Origin of the sequence: Pedobacter changchengzhani (assembly GCF_004354365.1) — a bacterium.
GTDB classification, from domain to species: domain Bacteria; phylum Bacteroidota; class Bacteroidia; order Sphingobacteriales; family Sphingobacteriaceae; genus Pedobacter; species Pedobacter changchengzhani.
Genome location: NZ_SJCY01000002.1, coordinates 282191 through 302270, shown reverse-complemented (window position 1 = coordinate 302270; position 20080 = coordinate 282191). Strand labels below are relative to the sequence as shown.

The following is a 20080-nucleotide window of genomic DNA, read 5'->3' as shown; positions in this document are numbered from 1 at the left end:
CAAGATTACTGAGTTGCTTGCTTTATATTGCTTAAATTTGGCTTAAAGCGAATATTCAGCAGAACTTTGAATTAAATATGGCTAAAAATATAAAAGTTATACAGTGCCCAAAATGTGGCAGTACTGAAAAAACCGAGGTAAAGCCCGATTTTTTTAGGTGCAATAATTGCAATACCGAATATTATCTTGATAACGATGATGTTAATATCAACCACAATTATAATCAAGCGCAAAATATTCCAGCGCCTTTTAATACATCCAACACGCCTAAAAAAGTTATTTACGCAATACTAATTAGTTTAATTATATTCCTTTTCTTCGTGATTAAACTGGCAACCTGCAATAGTTCGCCAAGAAGTACTAATTCTTCCACATTAGGAGAAGTTAGGTGGAACCGCAGTGAAAAACTTGCTTTTGTTAGTGGAGCCGGCAAGCCGATGATTTTGATAGTCGGGAAGAAATCTTTTTATGGGTCGGCTAACAAAGAAAATAAAGACAAATTCTTTGCCGAGGTTTATGATGTAGCAACAGAAAAGATTTTAAAGAGCACAGAATTACAAGGTATCTCAGATGCCTCATCAAATGATTTTCAAGTTAGGTCATTCATCAATGGCGACATTTATTTTATAATGAATAAAACCAAAGTTTTTAAATTTGACAGAACAAATTATTCCGTAAGTGATCAAACCGTTAACTTGTTTAAAAATGCGCCACAATTTAGTGCAGGCATAGCAAGTATAGAGTTTGTTTACGATAATTATGGCGATGGCTTTAACACCATTACAAATGATGGTAACAACCTATTCTATTATCCCCAAGTTGATAAAGTATATACAAAAGATGAAGCTTACGATGCTGGTCATGATATGATTACACTCTTACCGGGTGCGCAAGAAAAAACTGCATTTACTTTCTCTAGGGTAGGCCGTGAAGTTAAAAATGATAAAACCCATTTGGTAAAATATATATACAAAACTTATGTTGGCGGACCGAAAGATGATGCCACCTTTGAATGGAGAAATAATTATGGAGGTAAATACACCTCCGCCGAAAATAACAAGGTAGTTTTCTTAACGTCTTTTGCCAAGGAATCGGGCAGAGTTATTTCTTACACTATAATGAGGCCTGAGCGTTTATTTTTCAAACCTAAAATTTTGTACTTTGATAATGAAGTACTGCTTATTTCGTTTAATACCACAGCAGCAGAGAAGCCACCAACGTCTATCCAATGTTTAAACGCAAATACAGGCGCAATTATATTTACCACTCCGTTAAGTGAAAATAAATATTTAAAAGATGGGATAAGATATAAAGACGGCTTTGTAGTTTCTAGCTATAATGAATTTTACAATCTGGACTCGAAGGGTAAACTTATAAAACAATTAAAACTAAATTAAAAGATATGGGCATCATTAACTTTTTTAAAAATCAGCTTTCTCAGGTAATTGAATGGAAAGATCAAAGCGCTGACTTACTGGTTTATAAGTTCCGATCAGATAATGATGAGATAAAAAATGCAAGTAAACTCATTGTTGCACCAGGACAAGGCGCCATCATTTTATACGAAGGAAAAGTTAGCGATGTAATCGATACGCCAGGAATTTATAACCTCGAAACCGATAACCATTCTTTCATAACTACCTTAACAAAATTGCGTACTGCGTTTGAAAGTGAGCATAAATTAAAGATTTATTTCTACCGAACAGCAGAAAGTGTCAATCAAAATTGGGGTACCTCTCAGGCAATTAAGTATGTCGATCCCATTTATAAATTCCCGGTAGAGCTTGGCGCAAATGGAAATTTCTCATTCAAAATTTCATCTGCCACACATTTATTTCAAGAAATTGTAGGCGCTAAAGATTTTTACACAACAGCCGAGGCGAAACAAGTAATACAGAATAGGTTTCCACAAACGATGTCAACCTATTTAGCAACTTCATCTATATCTTACCAAACTATAGATTCGCAACTTGGAACTTTATCAATGGGTTTGAAGGAACAGCTAAATGTAGAATTGCAAAATTTAGGGTTCGAACTTACCGATTTTAAACTTAACGGAACCATTTTCGATGCCGATACGAAAGAACGCATAAATAAAATTGCCGATATTACTGCTGATGCTTTAGCAGCAAAAGAAGGTGGCTTAAATTATGTTGAATTGGAAAAATTAAAAGCTTTAAGAGATGCAGCTAGAAACGAAGGCGGACTTGCGGGAGCTGGCTTACAGTTGGGTGTTGGTATGGAATTGGGGAAAACTTTTAATGACCAAAAAGTGCAGATTATTAATAACGATCCAAATACCGATCCTGTTGTTCAACTACAAAAGCTAAAACTTTTATTGAATGAAGATATTATTACCCAAGCAGAATTTGATGAAAAGAAAAAAGGCTGGCTAGAAAAACTATAATCCTATAAACATGAAAAAATTACTAGGCATACTGATCATTTTACTTTTATTAGCCGGAGCAACTTTACTTGTACTGCATATTTGGGGCATCACTTTACTAAACAGAGCTGATTTATTCCGAAGTATTTATACCTTATTAATTGTTGGCGTAAGCTTAACTGTGTTAATTATTGCCTACTTTTTCTTTTTTAATAACGAAGAAAAAGGTTACGATATGAGCGGAGAAGGCCGTGCAAAACCAAAGCTTTAATATTGAGATCTTGCACCACACCAATAAACTAACAAATTTTTATAAAGGATAAAAGTTAACCACAGATAAAATTAAACCTATCTGTTGTTAACTTCTTTTAAATTAATATCTCCAGTTGTGCTATATAATTCCATATTCATGGGGTAAAGCACAATTTTCAAAACGGTTTATAGTCGTAGCAATTAGTGTTTACAGCTATCACACCAACAATTAATTAAATTTTTTATCAGCCAATTGTAAAAGATATATCTAAAAATTTGGAAGTTAATCAAACGATTGATTAATTTTACGCCATAAATTATTTGAAATGGAAAAGATAGATAAAAAGCTAGCGATACTTGAGGCTGCTAATAAGCTTTTTTGTGAAATGGGTTATGAGGGTACATCTACACGCCAAATCGCAAAGGAGTCTGGCGCAAATATGGCTATGATTAATTATTATTTCGGTTCGAAAGAAGGTGTATTTATCGAAATTATGAACGAACGTATCGAAAACTTTAGTGCGCACTTGAAAATAATAAATGAGGATAAGATCACATGCTTGGAAAAATTACATTTAGTTATTGAGGGTTATGCAACAAGAATTTTTAATAATCCTTCTTTTCATAAAATGATGCATAGAGAGCTTTCTTTATCACAAAGGCCACAAATTTACGATAAGATTAAAGATGCAATGGGGCACAATATGCAAATGATCGAAAATATAATTTCTGGCGGTATTGATGATGGTAGTTTTAACAAAGTAGATGTTAGAATGCTAATTGGTACAATAATGGGCACGATAACAAACGTGGTTAGTGCGCCGAATAAAATTATGAATACTTCAAACATGGATTTGGACAATCCAAAAGATAAAAAAATAATTAGGGAACGAACAATCACCTACCTAAAAGACCTTACAACCGTTTATTTAACAACTAAAAAATGATCTCCAGATTAATAAAATTAGTGCTTTTGGTTTTAATCCTTCCAAGTGTTTTGATGGCACAAAGCAACAAGGATTTAACCATTAACCAAGCGATAGAACTTGGAATAGCAAACAGTAAAAACTTAAAACTATCGCAAAACAAAATTGATGTGGCTTTAGCAAAGCTCGAAGTGGTAAACGATAATGTATTGCCAAAGGCGAATGCAAGTTTTATGTACAACCATGCCGAAATACCCACCAATACATTTAGTTTGGGCAATAGCAGCAGTACTATTAATTTACCACGCAGAGCTGATGCATTTGTTGGTACTGCATCCGTTCAAGAATTGGTTTACGGAGGCGGAAAGTTAAAGTATGCTAAAGAATCTACAAAATTGCTTGCTGATGTGGCGCGTTTAGATGCAGATAAAAGTAAAGAAGAAATAACATACGCCATTATTAGTACCTACTATTCTTTGTACAAAATGATGCAGAGTAAAAAAGTTGTTGCGCAAAATCAAGAGTCAATTATGGCGCAGATTAAACAAGCACAACGCTTTTTTGAGCAAGGCATTGTAACTAAAAATGATGTGTTGCGTTTTCAATTACAGCAGGCAAATGTTTCTTTAACTGAGTTAGAAATTGAAAGCAACATCAAAATCATCAACTATAACTTAGATATTTTATTGGGTTTACCCGATGCAACCGTGTTGAATATTTCAGATCCGGATGTGAATTTGAAAACGGTTGGTACGCTTTATAATTACATCGATTTGGCTATGGCAAACCGCCAAGAGCTTAAGCAATTGGATGTGCAAAATAAAGTGGCCGATTTCGACCTTAAATCTATAAAAGCCAATACTTTACCAACAGTTGGTGTGGGTGCAAATTTGTATTACATTAACCCAAGTGGAAGTTTTACCCCACCTAGCAATTCTTATTTATTGCCAGTTACTATTGGTGCAACAGTATCATGGAATATTGGTAGCCTTTGGACGAATAAGAACAAAATTAGTGAAGCTAAGGTGCAACAAAATTCCATCAGTATTCAAAAAGATATCCTTACCGATCAGGTTAAAACAGACATCAACAGGAATTATCAAAATTATCAAGTAGCGCTAAGTAAAATAAAAGTTTTAGAAACATCGATTGATCAGGCTACGGAAAATGATAAGTTATTGGCTTCAAAATATAAAAATAATGTAGCCTCTGTTACCGATAGGATCGACGCAGAAACCCTACTCTATCAAGCAAAAATAAATTTAGAAATATCAAAGGCAGATGCTGGTTTAGCATACTTCACTTTATTAAAATCGACAGGTAAAATAATCCAATAAATATAACAATGACAACTGAAAAGAAGAAAAAGAATATTGTAGTGCCTATAATTTTATGTGTGCTACTTTTAATAGGTATCGTTTTTGGTATCAAAGAATGGAGCTACTATAGTAAGCACGTTGATACGGATGATGCACAAATTGACGGTGATATAAGTCCGGTTGTGGCGCGTGTTGGCGGTTATGTAGCATCTATAAATTTCGAAGAAAATACGCACGTTGCCGAAGGGCAAGTGTTGGTTAAGCTTGATGATAGCGATTTTAAGGTTAAATTAGAGCAAGCACAATCTGGCCAAAAAGGTGCAAGTGCAGGCGTAGGCGTGGTACAATCGCAAATAATTGCTACCCAAGCAAATACAAGCACTGCAAAAGCAAATGTAGAAGCGGCTAGAGTAAAATTAAACTTAACTCAAAAAGATTATGCACGGTTTGCAAACTTGGTAAAAGATGGTTCTATTACAAAGCAGGCATTTGATCAGGCTAAAGCTGCAAAGGAATCGGCACAGGCGGCATACCAAGCTGCTCAAGATCAATACACGGCAACGGTAAAGCAGGTTGGGGCATCGCAGTCGCAATTAGCAGTAAGTAATAGCGTAATTAATCAACGCCAAAGCGATATTGATTATGCTAAACTGCAACTGTCTTACACGGAAATAAAAGCACCGGCATCGGGTATCGTATCCAAAAAGAACGTTCAAAAAGGCCAGTTGATACAAGCAGGGCAATCGTTATTTTCGGTTGTTAATGATGGAAGCATTTACGTTACAGCCAACTTTAAAGAAACCCAATTAGAGAAAATAAAGAAAGGCTCGAAAGTAGAAGTTGAGGTAGATGCTTATCCTAATGAGAAAATTGAAGGAGAAGTTTATAATTTTTCTCCCATTACTGGAGCAAAAGGTTCTTTATTGCCACCCGATAATGCTACCGGCAATTTTGTAAAAGTGGTGCAACGTATCCCAGTAAAAATAAAAATTCATCCATCTAAAGAATTGTTAGCCAAATTACGCCCAGGAATGAGTGTTAAGGCTTCAGTTTCTATCAATTAAGAAATTAAAAATGCCCGAAGTAGGTTTAAAAAAGTGGATTATAACTTTTACGGTGATTACAGCATCCTTATTGGAGTTGATTGATACCACCATCGTAAACGTAGCAATACCACAAATACAAGGAAATTTAGGCGCAACTTTAGAGGATGTAGCTTGGCTTTCTACAGGTTATGCAGTGGCAAATGTTATTATATTACCTATGTCTGGCTGGTTGGGTAACCGATTTGGCCGGAAAAACTATTTCCTTACCTCTATAATCGTTTTCACCTTTGTTTCTTTTTTATGTGGTAACGCAACTTCGTTAAACGAACTTATTTTATTTAGGATTTTGCAAGGATTGGCCGGTGGTGGTTTAATAGCCACTGCACAAGCCATTTTAATTGAGACGTGGCCACGTGAGGATGTTGGTATTGCAACTGCTTTATTTGGTTTAGGAGCCGTAGTTGGCCCAACAATTGGCCCAACTATTGGTGGCTATATTTTGGATGTAAGCTCGTGGCCGTGGATTTTTTATGTAAATATTCCCGTCGGTATTCTCGCAGCATATTGTACGTACACCTTTGTCCGAGTCACGCCTAAAACTGGCAAAGGGCAACCGATAGATTGGTATGGAATTGGTTTACTTGCCATTGCAGTAGGTAGTTTGCAAACATTACTAGAGAAAGGCGAAAGCGAAGATTGGTTCGCTACACCTTACATCACTGCACTTGCAGTTGCATCGGTAATTGGTCTTTTACTCTTTATATGGCGGGAAATGAGCACCGACCACCCAATTGTGAATTTTAAAATTATGAGGCATAAAAGTTTCTCTATAGGGATGTTTACCTCATTTATTTTAGGGTTCGGCTTGTACGGTTCGGTATTCATATTTCCGGTTTTTTGCCAAAACTTGTTAGGCTTCTCTGCTTTGCAAACAGGAGAATTGTTATTTCCTGGCGGATTATGTACCATTATCATGATGCCGTTTATAGGTATTATGCTTAAAAAAGGTGTGCCTGCTCAGTTAATGGCCACGGTTGGTATGTTTTTGTTCTTTGTATTCTGTTGGATGTTGAGTAATTCTACGCTAGAATCTGGAACTGGAGATTTTTTCCTCCCATTGGTAATAAGAGGTATTGGTATGGCACTTTTATTTGTGCCACTAATTACGTTGGCAATACAAGATTTAAAAGGTGCAGAAATTGGCCAAGGATCGGGTTTAAATAATATGATGCGCCAATTAGGGGGTTCTTTTGGTATTGCAGCTTTAACCACTTTAATCCACATTCGTGCAGGTTTCCACAGGAGTAATTTGTTGGTTAACATTAATGAATATAACCCAGCTTTTACAGAGCGATTGGCCATTATTACAAAGGGATTTATGGCTAAAGGGCAAACATTTATAGATGCGAAAATGATGGCTTTAAAAGCGATGGAAGGTATTGTGATGAGACAAACTATGTTACTCACTTATGACGACGCATATTGGGTCGCTGGATTGATTATGCTGTTTTCAATTCCATTACTTTATTTGCAAAAGTTTAAGAAAAATGCAAACATTCCGGTAGATGCGCATTAAATTTGGCAATAAAATGGCTAAAAATGAGTAAAAAATACAAACAGCCGACGTATAAATGTACGGCGGCTGTTTTTGCCCAAAAAATTAACAATCTATGCAACGCCCTTAAACATTGCACTTGTTCTTATATAGCAATACAATAACCAAATAAGATTTTAAAATTAATTTTTTTTCAGCATTTTCCCAAATTCAATCTCTTATAATTTTTATAGTTTGTGCATTTTTTGTAGTATTACCATACAAAATATTTTGTCAAAGCTATGCCTAAATTAAGATTAACCACACAAAGAGAAGCAATTTTTAATAACGAAGTCATCTCTCGTTTTGAACTCTTTAACAGTCTGTTTTTAACGCTTCCATTTTATAAAATAAAAGATACGGGAACATTGTTGCCTTTATTTTTTAAAAGTTGCGAAGAAGGTATAAAACAGCACAAAAAACCCGCACAAATTATCGAGGAGTTTTTTGCTAAATATACCAGCTACGATCAACCTAATGATATTATTGATTTACTTTTCCGCTTTATCCAATATATAGAGCGCCAAGTGGTACTTTTCGATGCTGTTGAAGATGCATCTTTCAATAAATTAAATACCACAGATGAACAAGCCACTTTATCATCTGTTTTAAAAAACAGTGCCGATAATAAGCCCGCTTTAGCTAAAGTTGAAAAACTAATTGAAGAACTTTCGTTGCGATTGGTTTTAACCGCTCACCCAACTCAATTTTATCCGGGTAGTGTATTGGCTATTATAACCGATTTAACGAAAGCAATCAAAGAAAACGACATCACAATCATCAATTCTTTGTTGCAACAACTCGGTAAAACACCATTTTTTAATAAAAAATCGCCAACACCTGTTGATGAAGCTTTAAACTTAGCTTGGTTTTTAGAAAACGTATTCTATTTTGCTGCGGCAAATATTCAAGAAGAGTTAGACCGCGATCTGGATGAATACAATCTTGAATCTAAAAAGATATTAGAATTAGGTTTTTGGCCAGGAGGCGATCGGGATGGAAATCCAAATGTGCATGTAGAAACTACGCTCGCCGTTTCTAAAATGTTAAGAGAAATTCTTTTCCGTTGCTACTACCGCGATTTTAGAGTGTTAAAACGCCGCATTACTTTTAGAGGAGTAGAAGAAAATATTTCGATTCTGCAAGATGTGTTGTATAAAAATGCTTTCGATCAAAATTTGGAAGTTGAAGATATTTCTGAACTTTTAAAAACAAATTTGAATGAAATTAAGGAAACCCTGCTTAAGGAACATGAAGGGTTGTTTGTTGATTTGGTAAACGATTTAATTAGAAAGGTTGATCTCTATGGAAATTATTTTGCTTCGTTAGATATTAGACAAGATAGCCGTATTTTAAGAAACGCGCACGAGTATTGTCGCCAAAACAAACCCATTTCTTCTCTGTATCCTGTAAATTATGATGAATTAAGCGAAAAGGAAAAATTAGCTATCATTTCTTTTAAAGAGGCTACAATTGTTTATCCAACCAAAGCAGATGATTTAACCAATGATACGATTAACGTTATAAAAGAAATTAAGGATATCCAAAAACGTAATGGAGAAAAAGCGTGCCATCGATTTATTATAAGCAATTGCCAACAGGCGAGTGACATTTTACAACTAATGGAGCTATTTTTATGGAACGGATGGAGCAAAGATACGCTTACAATAGATTTTGTCCCTCTTTTTGAAACCGTTAACGATTTAAAAGAAGCGGGTAAAATTATGGATATTTTGTACAATAATCCTTTCTACAAGGCGCATTTAAAAAATCGTGGTAACAAACAAGATATCATGCTCGGCTATTCTGACAGTACAAAAGATGGTGGTTATTTAATGGCGAATTGGTCTATTTTTAACGGTAAAACGGAACTTACAGCGGTGTCTAAAAAACACAACATTCAACTTGCATTTTTTGATGGCCGTGGTGGTCCGCCTGCTCGTGGTGGAGGTAAAACACACCGCTTTTATGCTTCAATGGGTAAAGAAATTGCAAATAAAAATATGCAGTTAACGGTACAGGGGCAAACCATCAGTTCGCAATATGGATCGATAGAAAGTGCAGAGTTTAATATTGAGCAATTAATCAATGCAGGTATTTCATCAGGCATTAAAGAGTTGCACAACGTTTTATTAGACGACGATAACAAAGCCATTTTAGATGCAATGGCTGACGATAGCTATCAAGCGTTTTTAGAGTTGAGAGAACATGAATTATTTGTGCCTTACTTGGAGAAATTATCACCGCTAAAATTACTATCTAAAATAAATATTAGCAGTAGGCCTGTAAAAAGGAATGGCGATGGCAAATTAAAGTTAGAAGATTTACGTGCTATAAGTTTTGTTACCTCGTGGAGCCAATTAAAGCAAAACATACCTGGTTATTATGGTATGGGTACCTCGTTAAAAAACCAAGAAAAAGCGGGTAATTGGGATAAAGTTGTAAAAGTGTATTCAGAATCTGATTACCTTAAAACAATTGTGGATAACTGTATGATGAGCATGAGCAAATCTGATTTCAGTATTACGGCTTACATGGCTGAGGATAAAGAATTTGGCGCTTTTTGGCAACAACTTTACAACGAGTTTGAGCTTACTAAAGAGATGCTTTTGAAATTGTCGGGTCAAGAAACATTAATGGCTAATTACCCGGTGGATAAAAAATCAATAGCAACAAGAGAGAAAATTATATTACCATTGGTGCTAATTCAGCATTTTGCACTGGAGAAATTACAACATAATCACGAAGAAAAGGAGCGCCAATCTTTAGAGAAATTAGCTGTGCGTACCGTTTTTGGAATTGTGAACGCTGGTAGGAATTTAGCTTAAATGTATTTGTATTTAACCACCCCTGCCCCTCCTAAATTAGGAGGGGAGTAGCGAGTGTTTTAGTATTCTAAATAAATTTTTCGGTTAATATTTTTTGCGATTTGAGCTCCCCTCCTTTTTTCAAGGAGGGGTTGGGGGTGGTTTTCTAAAGCCACAAAAAAAAGGCGATGTTTTCACATCGCCTTTTTAACGCTTAATTTTTTCCTAGCTTACGCCGTGTAGCTTAACTTTTAGGCCGTCCATATTATTGCTAAGTTGCAATTGGCAAGCCAATCGAGAATTTGGCAACACATCGGGCAACGTATCCAGCATTGCGTACTCGTCGTCTGTCATTTCATTTAGCTGATCTTCGCCTTCTAAAACATCAACGCAACAAGTAGCGCATAAAGCCATTCCACCGCAGGTGGCTAAAATATCATACTCAGATGCTTTAAGAAACTCCATCAAACTTAAGCCCATATCTGTTGGTGCTTCGTGAGGGGTAACAGAACCATCTGGTTCTTCCATATATATTGTAATGTTGTTTTCCATTTGTGGTGCTTAACTTATATTATTTGCAAATATATGTAATTGCTTAAAATTCGGAAACCCCATTTACCGTTGTGTATTTCATGGTATATTTAATTCCTGGATTCATATACGAATACGCACTATGGCTCATTAATGCGGCTTCGTGGAAACCACAAAGAATTAATTTTAATTTATTTGTATATGTATTAATATCGCCAATGGCGTAAATTCCGGGTATATTGGTCGAATAATCATCAGTATTTACCTCAATTGCACTTTTGCTAATGTTCAAATTCCATGCTTCTATCGGGCCTAATTTGGGGCTCAAGCCAAATAATGGAATTAAATGATCGGTTGCAATAATTGTTTTTTCCATGCTGCGGTTCTGCACAACTTCAACTTGTTCAAGTTTGTCTGAGCCGTGTACCGCCTGTAGATTGCTATTTAAAATTAAATTAATTTTACCGCTCTCGGCAAGTGCCATTACTTTAGCTACAGAATCTGGCGCACCACGGAAACTCTCGCTTCTGTGTACCAATGTTAATTCCGAGCAAACTTCAGCTAAATAAATTGTCCAATCTAAAGCCGAATCGCCTCCACCAGCAATTACCATCTTCTGATCGCGGTATTTTTCTGGATCAAGAATCATATAATTAACTCCTTTACCATTTTCAAAGTTGGCTAAATTTTCTACACCTGGTTTACGAGGCTCAAAACACCCTAAACCGCCTGCAATAACCACAACTTTCGCTTCGATAATGGTGCCCATGTTTGTGGTTAAAACGAAATCTGCTTCGCCACGTTTTTCTAAGCCTTCAATACGCTCGCCCAATGTAAAACTTGGATGAAAGGGTTTAGCTTGTTCCATTAAATTATCTACCAACTCTTGCGCAAGTACCGAGGGATACCCCGGAATGTCGTAAATTGGTTTTTTAGGATAAATTTCAGAAAGTTGACCGCCTACTTGTGGAAGGTAATCAATTAAGTGACAACGCATTTTTAATAAGCCGGCTTCAAAAATGGCAAATAAACCAACCGGACCAGCGCCTATTACGGCTATATCTGTAGAGATCATTCAAAAAAATTTGCACAAAGTTACAAAATATACTTTTATGTAGGTTTTTATTTAGAAATATTCTATATAATTCTGTAATATGTTTTCATTCAATATATTGTATGCAATTCGGGCACTCAAAACAAAACTTTGGCAAATATGAGCCTTATAAACAAATTATAATTAGTCTATGGATTTTATAGACTAAGTTTGTTTGTGCGATTAAATTTAAAAAATTGGCATTTTATAGTGAATTTGGAGGGATAAAATGTTAAGTTTTTTGACAATAAAAGCTGTGTAATTTTTGTTATCAAAAACGAGCGCAAAGTAATAGGTTTATTACGAATATTGATTTCGTTTTTTTGCTTTATCTTTACAAAGTACATGACAAAGAATATATATTTCGCTTCAGATTTTCATTTAGGTGCACCAAATTACGCAGAAAGCCGTAAAAGAGAGCAACGCATTGTAAATTGGTTAAATTTTATCGAACCTACATGTGGCGAGCTTTTTTTAATGGGCGATGTTTTTGATTTTTGGTTTGAATATGGAAAGGTTATTCCGAAGGGATTTATAAGACTGCAGGGCAAATTGGCCGAAATGGCTGATTCGGGTATAAAAATATATTTTTTTAAAGGTAACCACGACATGTGGGTAAATGATTATTTTACAAAAGAACTTGGTTTGCAGATTATTAGCGATGAACTGGTGATTGAGCGAAATGGAAAGAAGTTTTACCTACATCATGGCGATGGTTTAGGGCCTGGTGATGCGAAGTACAAATTTTTAAGAAAGGTTTTTAGAAATCAATTTTGCCAGTGGTTATTTTCTGTATTGCCACCAAAAATAGGAATGTTTATTGCCAACGGATGGTCGGGAACTAGTAGAGTGGCAAGCGATAAAAAGGAGGTTTTTTTGGGTGAGGAGCATGAATGGCTGGCTATTTACGCTAAAGAAAAGCTTAAGGAAGCGCATTATGATTATTTCATTTTCGGACATAGGCATTTGCCTTTGGATATAAAACTAAATGCAAATTCGCGTTATATAAACATTGGCGAATGGTTGAATTATAACTCGTACGGGGTTTTTAATGGCGAGGAGATAAGGTTGGCGTATTATACCCCAAACCCCTAAAGAGGCTTTTGCGAAAGTTCATGCTTTGAGCGTTTGTCGTTCCGCTTAATGCTTTTCCATTTGGCACTGCTTTGGTCTTCATGCTTTAAGCTTTCAGCTGTGGCCTTTCGTCTTTTCCCAAAGGGATGCCTTTGGCACTGATTTAGTCTTTCTGCTTTAAGCTTTTTTTCCTTATTTTTGCATTTGCACAGGTTTAAGTTTTTAAACCCGATTGCAGTGGAAAACGTAAATTTTGCTACGCGAAGCGGAGCTAAAAAATTTACTTTGTAACGGAAAGCGGGACTGACATTGTTAATAAGCTGTACAGTACCTTTTCAAAAGAAATTAATATTATGTTAGATAAATTACAGGCAATAAAACTGCGTTGGGAAGATGTAGAGGAGCAATTGAGCAATCCAGATGCAATTCAGGATATGAAGCGTTTTGCTGCTTTAAACAAGGAATATAAAGATTTGGGCAAAATTGTAGATGAGTATAAAATCTACAAAAACGTGATGAGTAATATTGATGCCAATAAGGAAATTTTAAGTGTTGAAAAAGACGCTGAAATGAGAGAAATGGCGAAGGAAGAGCTTGATACGTTGTTAAAGCAGCAGGAAGAAATGGAAAGCGCTATTCGCTTAATGTTAATTCCGAAGGATCCTGAAGATGCTAAAAATGCTGTTTTTGAGATTCGTGGTGGTACTGGTGGTGATGAAGCAGCGCTTTTTGCCGGCGATTTGTACCGCATGTACACCCGTTATTTTGAAACTAAAGGCTGGAAAGTTGAAACCGTGGATGTAACTGAAGGTACTGCCGGCGGTTACAAAGAGGTAATTTTGAAGGTAAGTGGAGAGGATGTTTACGGGCAATTAAAATATGAGAGCGGCGTACACCGTGTACAACGGGTGCCTGATACGGAAACGCAGGGTCGGGTGCATACTTCGGCCGCATCTGTTGCGGTTTTGCCCGAAGCGGAAGAAATTGATTTATACATTAACCCAGGTGATATTGAACTGCATACCTCACGCTCTGGTGGTGCCGGCGGACAAAATGTAAACAAGGTTGAAACTAAGGTGCAGTTAACACATAAACCATCGGGAATTGTAGTGGTTTGCCAGCAAGATCGCTCGCAATTGGGTAACCGAATTATTGCGATGGAAATGTTGCGTAGTAAACTTTACGACATTGAGGTGCAGAAAAAGAATGGAGATACTGCGGCTAGGCGTAAAACAATGGTTTCTACAGGAGATCGTTCGGCAAAAATTAGAACTTATAATTACCCGCAAGGAAGGGTTACCGAGCACCGTATTGGTTTAACCATGTATAATTTACCTACAATTATGGATGGCGAGATACAGGAAATTATTGATGCTTTGCAGTTTGCAGAGAATGCGGAGAAGATGCAAGAAGGTGCTGTTGCGTAAGGTTGTGATAGATTAAGGAGCAAAGAGCAAGGAACAAAGATAAGGTGCTTAAGATATCCATTGAAGGATTGAGACAAAGATTAATGATAAAGCACTTAGAATGCCCATTATGTTATTCAAAGCCCCTTTTGGGTTTGGGGATAAATCGCCTACAAAAGCTAATATGTTATTTAAAAACCCATTAGGGTTAAGAGAAATTAATTTTTTGTATCTGTATTATAAGCACTTACAGTTATTTTAAAATATTTCTTGTAAAGTTAATAAAACACACTATATTTGCATTCCCGAAAGGGAAAGAGGTTCAAACTTTAAAGAGAACAGATGGAGTGGTAGTTCAGTTGGTTAGAATGCCTGCCTGTCACGCAGGAGGTCGCGGGTTCGAGTCCCGTCCATTCCGCAAAAAAAGCCTTAACTTGTAAAAAGTTGAGGCTTTTTTGTTTTTGGTGAAAATATTTTTGGCGGTTGCGAAATTTAAGAAATTACGGATCAAGCAAAAAAGTTGGGGAGGAAAAAGATTTGATTAATTTTGTAGAAACAATAAGCTTTGAAATCTACCTTATTATCCTTGATCCGTTGTCATCATGGTCTTGCCATAAACCCACAAAAGTTCCAAGGTCGTATGGATGTGGGGAAAATGAAAAGGCTTTGCGGGATTTAAAGTAGCTACTAATCATAGGCAACATTCTGATTTTAGCTAAATTAAGAATTTATATTTACGAAAACGTTCGGATTCAATACGTAAATCTGCGCTATTATTGATGCAAGTTCTTAATGGATGTAAAATTCTACTTTTTTATCGACAATACCTTAAAAATGGATCATATTACACTCGCTTCAACTCTGTTTGGATATAATATGATTCATTATCTTTCTAAGAAGTGAATCATGACATAAACATAAAAATCAACCTTATTATATAAATGGATATTATTATATTCATATTTAGTATATTTGGATATAATTACATCCATAATGAAGTCAAAGAAAGTTATTGTGTTCCCCAAATATCAAAAGATATGGGATCAACTTGGTGAGAACATCAAACTTGCTAGGAAGCGCAGGAAATTAACTGCAATTCAACTTGCCGAACGTTCTGCCATTGAAAGGCTAACCCTTCGTAAAATAGAGCGAGGAGATCCCAGCGTCTCTATGGGTGCATATTTCAATGTGCTCAAAGCATTGAATTTGCACGAAGACTTTCTTAAACTGGCAGTAGATGATGAGCTTGGCAGAAAGCTCCAGGATTTAGATTTGTTAACCTAATGGCAACAACAAAAACAGACATCTGGGTGTATGCACACTGGAAAGGACTGGAAAGCCCCAAATGCATAGGCGTAATATCTGCACAACAGAGTAAAGGGAGCAGAATATTTGGTTTTGAGTATGATAAGGACTGGTTGAAGTCTGATCAGTTGTTTTTGCTTGATCCCGAAATAGGGCTCTACTCTGGTACCCAATACCCCGAAAAAAAAGACAATTTTGGGGTATTTATGGACTCGATGCCTGATACCTGGGGTAGAAAACTTATGTTGCGTCGTGCTGCACAAATAGCACTGGCAAAAGGAGAGGCTTCCCCAAAATTGCATGAAATTGATTTCTTGCTGGGCGTTCATGATGTTTCCAGGATGGGAGCACTCCGTTTTAAGTTGAATCCAGAGGGGCTTTTTCTGGATGACAATACCGATAATCCAACCCCACCAATTACCCATCTCCGAGAACTGCAGGCTAGCGTTAAAGCCTATGAAGAAGACGACGGCGGTAAAAATGGGGATGAATGGATTCCAATGCTTTTTGCCCCTGGATCATCTTTGGGTGGAGCGAGGCCAAAGGCAAATGTTATTGATTTAAATGGTCATTTATGTATTGCAAAGTTTCCTTCAAAAGCCGATACCACCGACAAAGCAGCGTGGGAATACCTCGCATACGAGCTGGCCTGCAGGGCAGGAATTAATATGCCAGTATGCACTATTGAAAAGGTAAGAGGACCATATCATACATTCTTATCAAGGCGTTTCGATCGGGAAGCCAGTGAGCGTATTCATTTCGCTTCGGCCATGACGATGACCAAAAACAGTGAAGATGGCATTAGAGATGCCACCCCGAGTTACCTTGAAATAGCAGATTTTATTCAAACTTATGGTTCAGCAATAGAGGAGGATTTACATCAATTGTGGAGGAGAATAGTGTTTAATATGGCTATCTCCAATACGGATGACCATATGAGAAATCATGGGTTTTTATTGGCGGAAAAGGGTTGGAGGTTATCGCCAGCATACGACATTAATCCCTCGATGGAAAAAAACGGACTGGCTCTAAATGTGGATATGGACAATAATGCACTGGATTTTGAACTTGCATTGAGTGTAGGGCAATTTTTTCAGCTCAAGGACGACCAGATGCATCAAGTCATTAAGGAAATTTCTACGGTAGTTAAAGATTGGCGAAAGCTGGCGTCAAAGCTGGGCATTTACCGGGCAGAACAAGAAATAATGTCTCCAGCATTTGGACTTGTTACCGGTATTCCATCTCACAGTTAACCATTGCATCTAGTTAAATTAATGCTCATCTTTATGTTAGTCATTAGGAATTAAACTGTTGTAAACTTATTGTGGGTAATTCGGGAATTTCCAGATTAGCTACATTTAAAGGTATTGATAATGAGAAAGTTATATAGAATTGTTCGAGTCCTGTCCATTCCGCAAAAAAAGCCTTAACTTGTAAAAAGTTGAGGCTTTTTTGTTTACTAGAGAAAATATTGTTGGCGGTTGCGAAATTTAAGAAATTACGCTTGCACTAAAAGATAAGATCAGATCCAAAAGTTATGGAGCAGGGAATAAAAAATTAGTTCTTTTCATATTTAGAATCCCATAAACTTCCCGCACCAAGTAATGCAGCCGCCTCACCCAATGCTGAAACTTTTATTGCTACTTTAGGTAAATTATCCTTTAAACTATGTTCAAAAAAGGAATAAGCCTGGGCAATATTACCACCTAAGATGATAACCTCAGGGTTTTCCTGACGTATAAATTCATTGAGAAATAGCGCTAAGTTCTCTCCAAACTCATTGAATATAGAAACGACTGTTTGGTCTAAAGCATATAACGAAGCGAGTTCTTTTACATCCTTAATATTATTTCCAGTGCGCTCATTGTAGCTATTTACAAACCAGCGTGATGAAATATAGTCCTCGGCTATTGAATTTTTAAATGGAAGGGACCACAAATCTGCATCTTCGGCATTTCCATTGTGATATTTGGCAGTACCTAATCCCGTACCCAAAGTTACACCTATTGCATGTGCGAAACCCTTTGCTGCGCCACAAAAAACTTCGCCTCGTAAAAAGCAACCCGCATCATTCGTTATTTTAATTTGAGCAGACTGCACATTTAAATTTGCTCCAAGTAAGGTTTTAACATTTAAATTATACAGCGATTCAAACTTGGCATTGTCTTTCATTTTAGAAATGCCATTTTCATAATCAAAAGGTCCAGGCATGGCCAATCCGAATTGATTAACTTTAGCATCGCCCAAAGCTATGCTTTCTTTAATTGTATCGCTCCAACTGGCGATAATTTCTTCGGCAGGCGCATGAGAATCTACTCTTTTTCTTACAAAAGTATAGTCTAGAATTTTATGTTCAGTTAAATCGATCAAAGCAGTGGTAATGTGCGAACCACCAATATCGGCGCCTAAAACAATATTATTTTTCTCTTCCATGCATAATTATTAAGGCAGTATAGCTTTTATAACATCCTCATTAGCCTTTTTCACTTCTGGAACATCTAATTTATCAATTTTACGATCGTACGTCATAAAACCATTAATTTCGCCTTCAACATCCGTAGTTTGTGTATAAACGGCGGCAGAAATTCCTTTTTTTGCGAGCTCCTCCAATTGTTTAGCATATTTCACATATTCAGCCGTAGTTTCCGCGCTATTTTTTAGTTCGATGTAACCCCAATTTTTATCATTGTTCCATAAATGACCTTTTATTGGTAACCCAATTCCGCCATATTCACCTAAAACAGTTACATGATCAGGGCCGTTCATTTCTAATACCGGTGCAGGATATTGATGAATATCGACCATATCGCCAGTATTTTTATAATGATTGCCACCACTTGCTGGATTTACCAATCTACTTGGATCATATTCTTTTGTCCATTTTGCAATTTCCGGCGTTTTAAATTGTCCCCAAGCTTCATTAAACGGTACCCAAACAGCAATACTTGGGTAAGAATATAAGTTATCTATAATCTCTTTCCATTCCTTCCTATAAATCGCTTCAGATTTTGCCGTACGGATTAATTCTTTGCCATTAAAATAGCCTCGGCCTTGCCAGTTTGGGTCTTTATCGCCACTTGGCATATCTTGCCAAACCAACATGCCTATCTCATCGCAATGTGTGTACCACCGTGCAGGTTCCACTTTAATGTGTTTTCTAATCATGTTAAAACCCATTGCTTTTGTTTTAACAATATCGTATTTCAAGGCTTCGTCAGATGGCGCAGTGTATAAACCATCCGGCCACCAACCTTGGTCTAAAGTGCCAAACTGGAAATAACTTTTGTTATTCAATTCTAAACGCATAATGCCTGCTGCATCTCTACCTGTAGAAAGTTTACGCATGGCAAAATAGCTTTTTACTTCATCAAGAACGGTTCCTTTTCGCCATAATTTAACCTTCATCTTGTATAGAAATGGAGATTCGGGCGACCAAAGTTTAGCATTTTTAACAGCGATTGAAATAGGTTTTCCAGCTTTCATTTTTGTGGAGGATATTAATTTCCCGCCATCCATGATTTTTACTTCAACTAAGTCGCCAGTTGTACCACCGAACACTTTTGGTGTGATATTAATGACGCCTTTATCGATATCGGCAACGGTTTTTAATGCGGTGATGTGTTGTTTAGCAACTGGCTCCAACCAAACCGTTTGCCAAATCCCTGTAACTGGCGTGTACCAAATCGAGTTGGGATTGTTCAACTGCTTGCCTCTCGGCTGTGGCCCTTCATCGGTAGGATCCCAAACTTTTACGGTAATTTTTTGTGCAGATTTGCTTAAATATTTTGTAATGTTGAACGAGAACGGCGAGTAGCCACCTTCGTGTGTACCAACTTTTTTATCATTAATCCAAACTTCTGTTCGCCAATCAACGGCTCCAAAATTTAATAAAACGTCTTTTCCTTTCCAATCGCTTGGGATGGTAAATGTAGTGTTGTACCACAAATCTTTTGATGCGCCTACATTTTTCATTACACCAGATAAGCTAGATTCTGCAGCAAATGGAACTAGAATTTTTCCATCAAAATTGGCAGGCTGTGCTTTGCTAGTATCGGTTATTGCATAATTCCACAAACCATTTAAGTTTTTCCAGTTTTGGCGTGCCATTATTGGTCGTGGATATTCGGCTAAAACATTTTTTGGGTTTAATTTTTCTCCCCATTCGGTTTTAATTTTATCGCCTGCCGGTTTCCATTGCGCAAATAATGGCGAAGAAATGCTTAATAGCGCTAATAAAATGATGGTTTTAAATTTTAATTTCATTGCTTTTAAACGGATTGATGGTGTTGTGATATTTTTAAATTTACTCAATTAAAACTGGGGCTTTGCTTAATATTGGCT

At 36.6% G+C, this 20080-nt stretch carries 16 protein-coding genes and 1 tRNA gene; 13 read left to right on the top strand and 4 right to left on the bottom strand.

What is annotated here, in order from left to right; genetic code table 11:
* Window positions 1-77: 77 nt before the first annotated feature.
* The 8 genes from EZJ43_RS04105 (at window position 78) to EZJ43_RS04070 (ending at window position 10351) form a co-directional block, all read left to right on the top strand.
* A complete protein-coding gene (locus EZJ43_RS04105; RefSeq protein ID WP_133261401.1) occupies window positions 78-1397 on the top strand; it encodes a hypothetical protein in 1320 nt (439 codons plus the stop codon).
* A gap of 5 nt (window positions 1398-1402) precedes the next feature.
* Window positions 1403-2407: an SPFH domain-containing protein gene (locus tag EZJ43_RS04100; protein ID WP_133261400.1), complete on the top strand. Its 1005-nt coding sequence runs from the start codon at window positions 1403-1405 to the stop codon at window positions 2405-2407.
* 10 nt (window positions 2408-2417) lie between these two features.
* On the top strand, window positions 2418-2657 hold the full coding sequence (locus EZJ43_RS04095; RefSeq protein WP_133261399.1) for a hypothetical protein: 240 nt from the start codon (window positions 2418-2420) through the stop codon (window positions 2655-2657).
* A gap of 307 nt (window positions 2658-2964) precedes the next feature.
* Window positions 2965-3585, top strand: a complete 621-nt coding sequence (locus EZJ43_RS04090; protein ID WP_133261398.1) for a TetR/AcrR family transcriptional regulator — start codon at window positions 2965-2967, stop codon at window positions 3583-3585.
* Window positions 3582-4901, top strand: coding sequence for a TolC family protein (locus tag EZJ43_RS04085; protein WP_133261397.1), 1320 nt, complete (start codon window positions 3582-3584; stop codon window positions 4899-4901). Before EZJ43_RS04090 ends, EZJ43_RS04085 begins: the two co-directional genes overlap by 4 nt.
* Before the next feature lie 8 nt (window positions 4902-4909).
* A complete protein-coding gene (locus EZJ43_RS04080; protein WP_133261396.1) occupies window positions 4910-5947 on the top strand; it encodes an HlyD family secretion protein in 1038 nt (345 codons plus the stop codon).
* Between the two features lie 10 nt (window positions 5948-5957).
* Window positions 5958-7505, top strand: coding sequence for a DHA2 family efflux MFS transporter permease subunit (locus EZJ43_RS04075; RefSeq protein WP_133261395.1), 1548 nt, complete (start codon window positions 5958-5960; stop codon window positions 7503-7505).
* A 260-nt stretch (window positions 7506-7765) separates the two neighbouring features.
* Window positions 7766-10351 (top strand): phosphoenolpyruvate carboxylase, encoded by a 2586-nt coding sequence (locus EZJ43_RS04070; protein ID WP_133261394.1) that lies wholly within the window; start codon window positions 7766-7768, stop codon window positions 10349-10351.
* 204 nt (window positions 10352-10555) lie between these two features.
* Here the strand turns inward: EZJ43_RS04070 and EZJ43_RS04065 are convergent, their stop codons facing one another.
* Together EZJ43_RS04065 and EZJ43_RS04060 are read right to left on the bottom strand one after the other, a co-directional pair.
* Window positions 10556-10882 carry a 2Fe-2S iron-sulfur cluster-binding protein gene (locus EZJ43_RS04065; RefSeq protein ID WP_133261393.1) on the bottom strand — a complete coding sequence of 109 codons (327 nt, stop codon included), beginning with the start codon at window positions 10880-10882 and terminating at the stop codon, window positions 10556-10558.
* A gap of 43 nt (window positions 10883-10925) precedes the next feature.
* On the bottom strand, window positions 10926-11936 hold the full coding sequence (locus EZJ43_RS04060; protein ID WP_133261392.1) for an NAD(P)/FAD-dependent oxidoreductase: 1011 nt from the start codon (window positions 11934-11936) through the stop codon (window positions 10926-10928).
* Between the two features lie 363 nt (window positions 11937-12299).
* On the opposite strand from EZJ43_RS04060, the gene EZJ43_RS04055 reads away from it, so the two are divergent.
* The 5 genes from EZJ43_RS04055 (at window position 12300) to EZJ43_RS04035 (ending at window position 16992) form a co-directional block, all read left to right on the top strand.
* Window positions 12300-13049 (top strand): UDP-2,3-diacylglucosamine diphosphatase, encoded by a 750-nt coding sequence (locus tag EZJ43_RS04055; RefSeq protein ID WP_133261391.1) that lies wholly within the window; start codon window positions 12300-12302, stop codon window positions 13047-13049.
* Between the two features lie 332 nt (window positions 13050-13381).
* On the top strand, window positions 13382-14455 hold the full coding sequence (prfA, locus tag EZJ43_RS04050; RefSeq protein ID WP_133261390.1) for a peptide chain release factor 1: 1074 nt from the start codon (window positions 13382-13384) through the stop codon (window positions 14453-14455).
* A 323-nt stretch (window positions 14456-14778) separates the two neighbouring features.
* A tRNA-Asp gene (locus EZJ43_RS04045) sits at window positions 14779-14852 on the top strand.
* Between the two features lie 575 nt (window positions 14853-15427).
* Window positions 15428-15718, top strand: coding sequence for a helix-turn-helix domain-containing protein (locus tag EZJ43_RS04040; RefSeq protein ID WP_133261389.1), 291 nt, complete (start codon window positions 15428-15430; stop codon window positions 15716-15718).
* Entirely contained in the window at window positions 15718-16992 is a 1275-nt protein-coding gene (locus EZJ43_RS04035; protein WP_133261388.1) for a type II toxin-antitoxin system HipA family toxin, read from the top strand. The genes EZJ43_RS04040 and EZJ43_RS04035 overlap by 1 nt, the downstream gene beginning before the upstream one ends.
* A gap of 304 nt (window positions 16993-17296) precedes the next feature.
* On the opposite strand, the gene EZJ43_RS04030 is transcribed toward EZJ43_RS04035, so the two are convergent.
* Both EZJ43_RS04030 and EZJ43_RS04025 read right to left on the bottom strand, forming a co-directional pair.
* Window positions 17297-18172: an ROK family protein gene (locus tag EZJ43_RS04030; protein ID WP_133261387.1), complete on the bottom strand. Its 876-nt coding sequence runs from the start codon at window positions 18170-18172 to the stop codon at window positions 17297-17299.
* A 9-nt stretch (window positions 18173-18181) separates the two neighbouring features.
* Window positions 18182-20002 (bottom strand): glycoside hydrolase family 2 protein, encoded by a 1821-nt coding sequence (locus tag EZJ43_RS04025; RefSeq protein WP_133261386.1) that lies wholly within the window; start codon window positions 20000-20002, stop codon window positions 18182-18184.
* Between the last annotated feature and the right edge of the window lie 78 nt (window positions 20003-20080).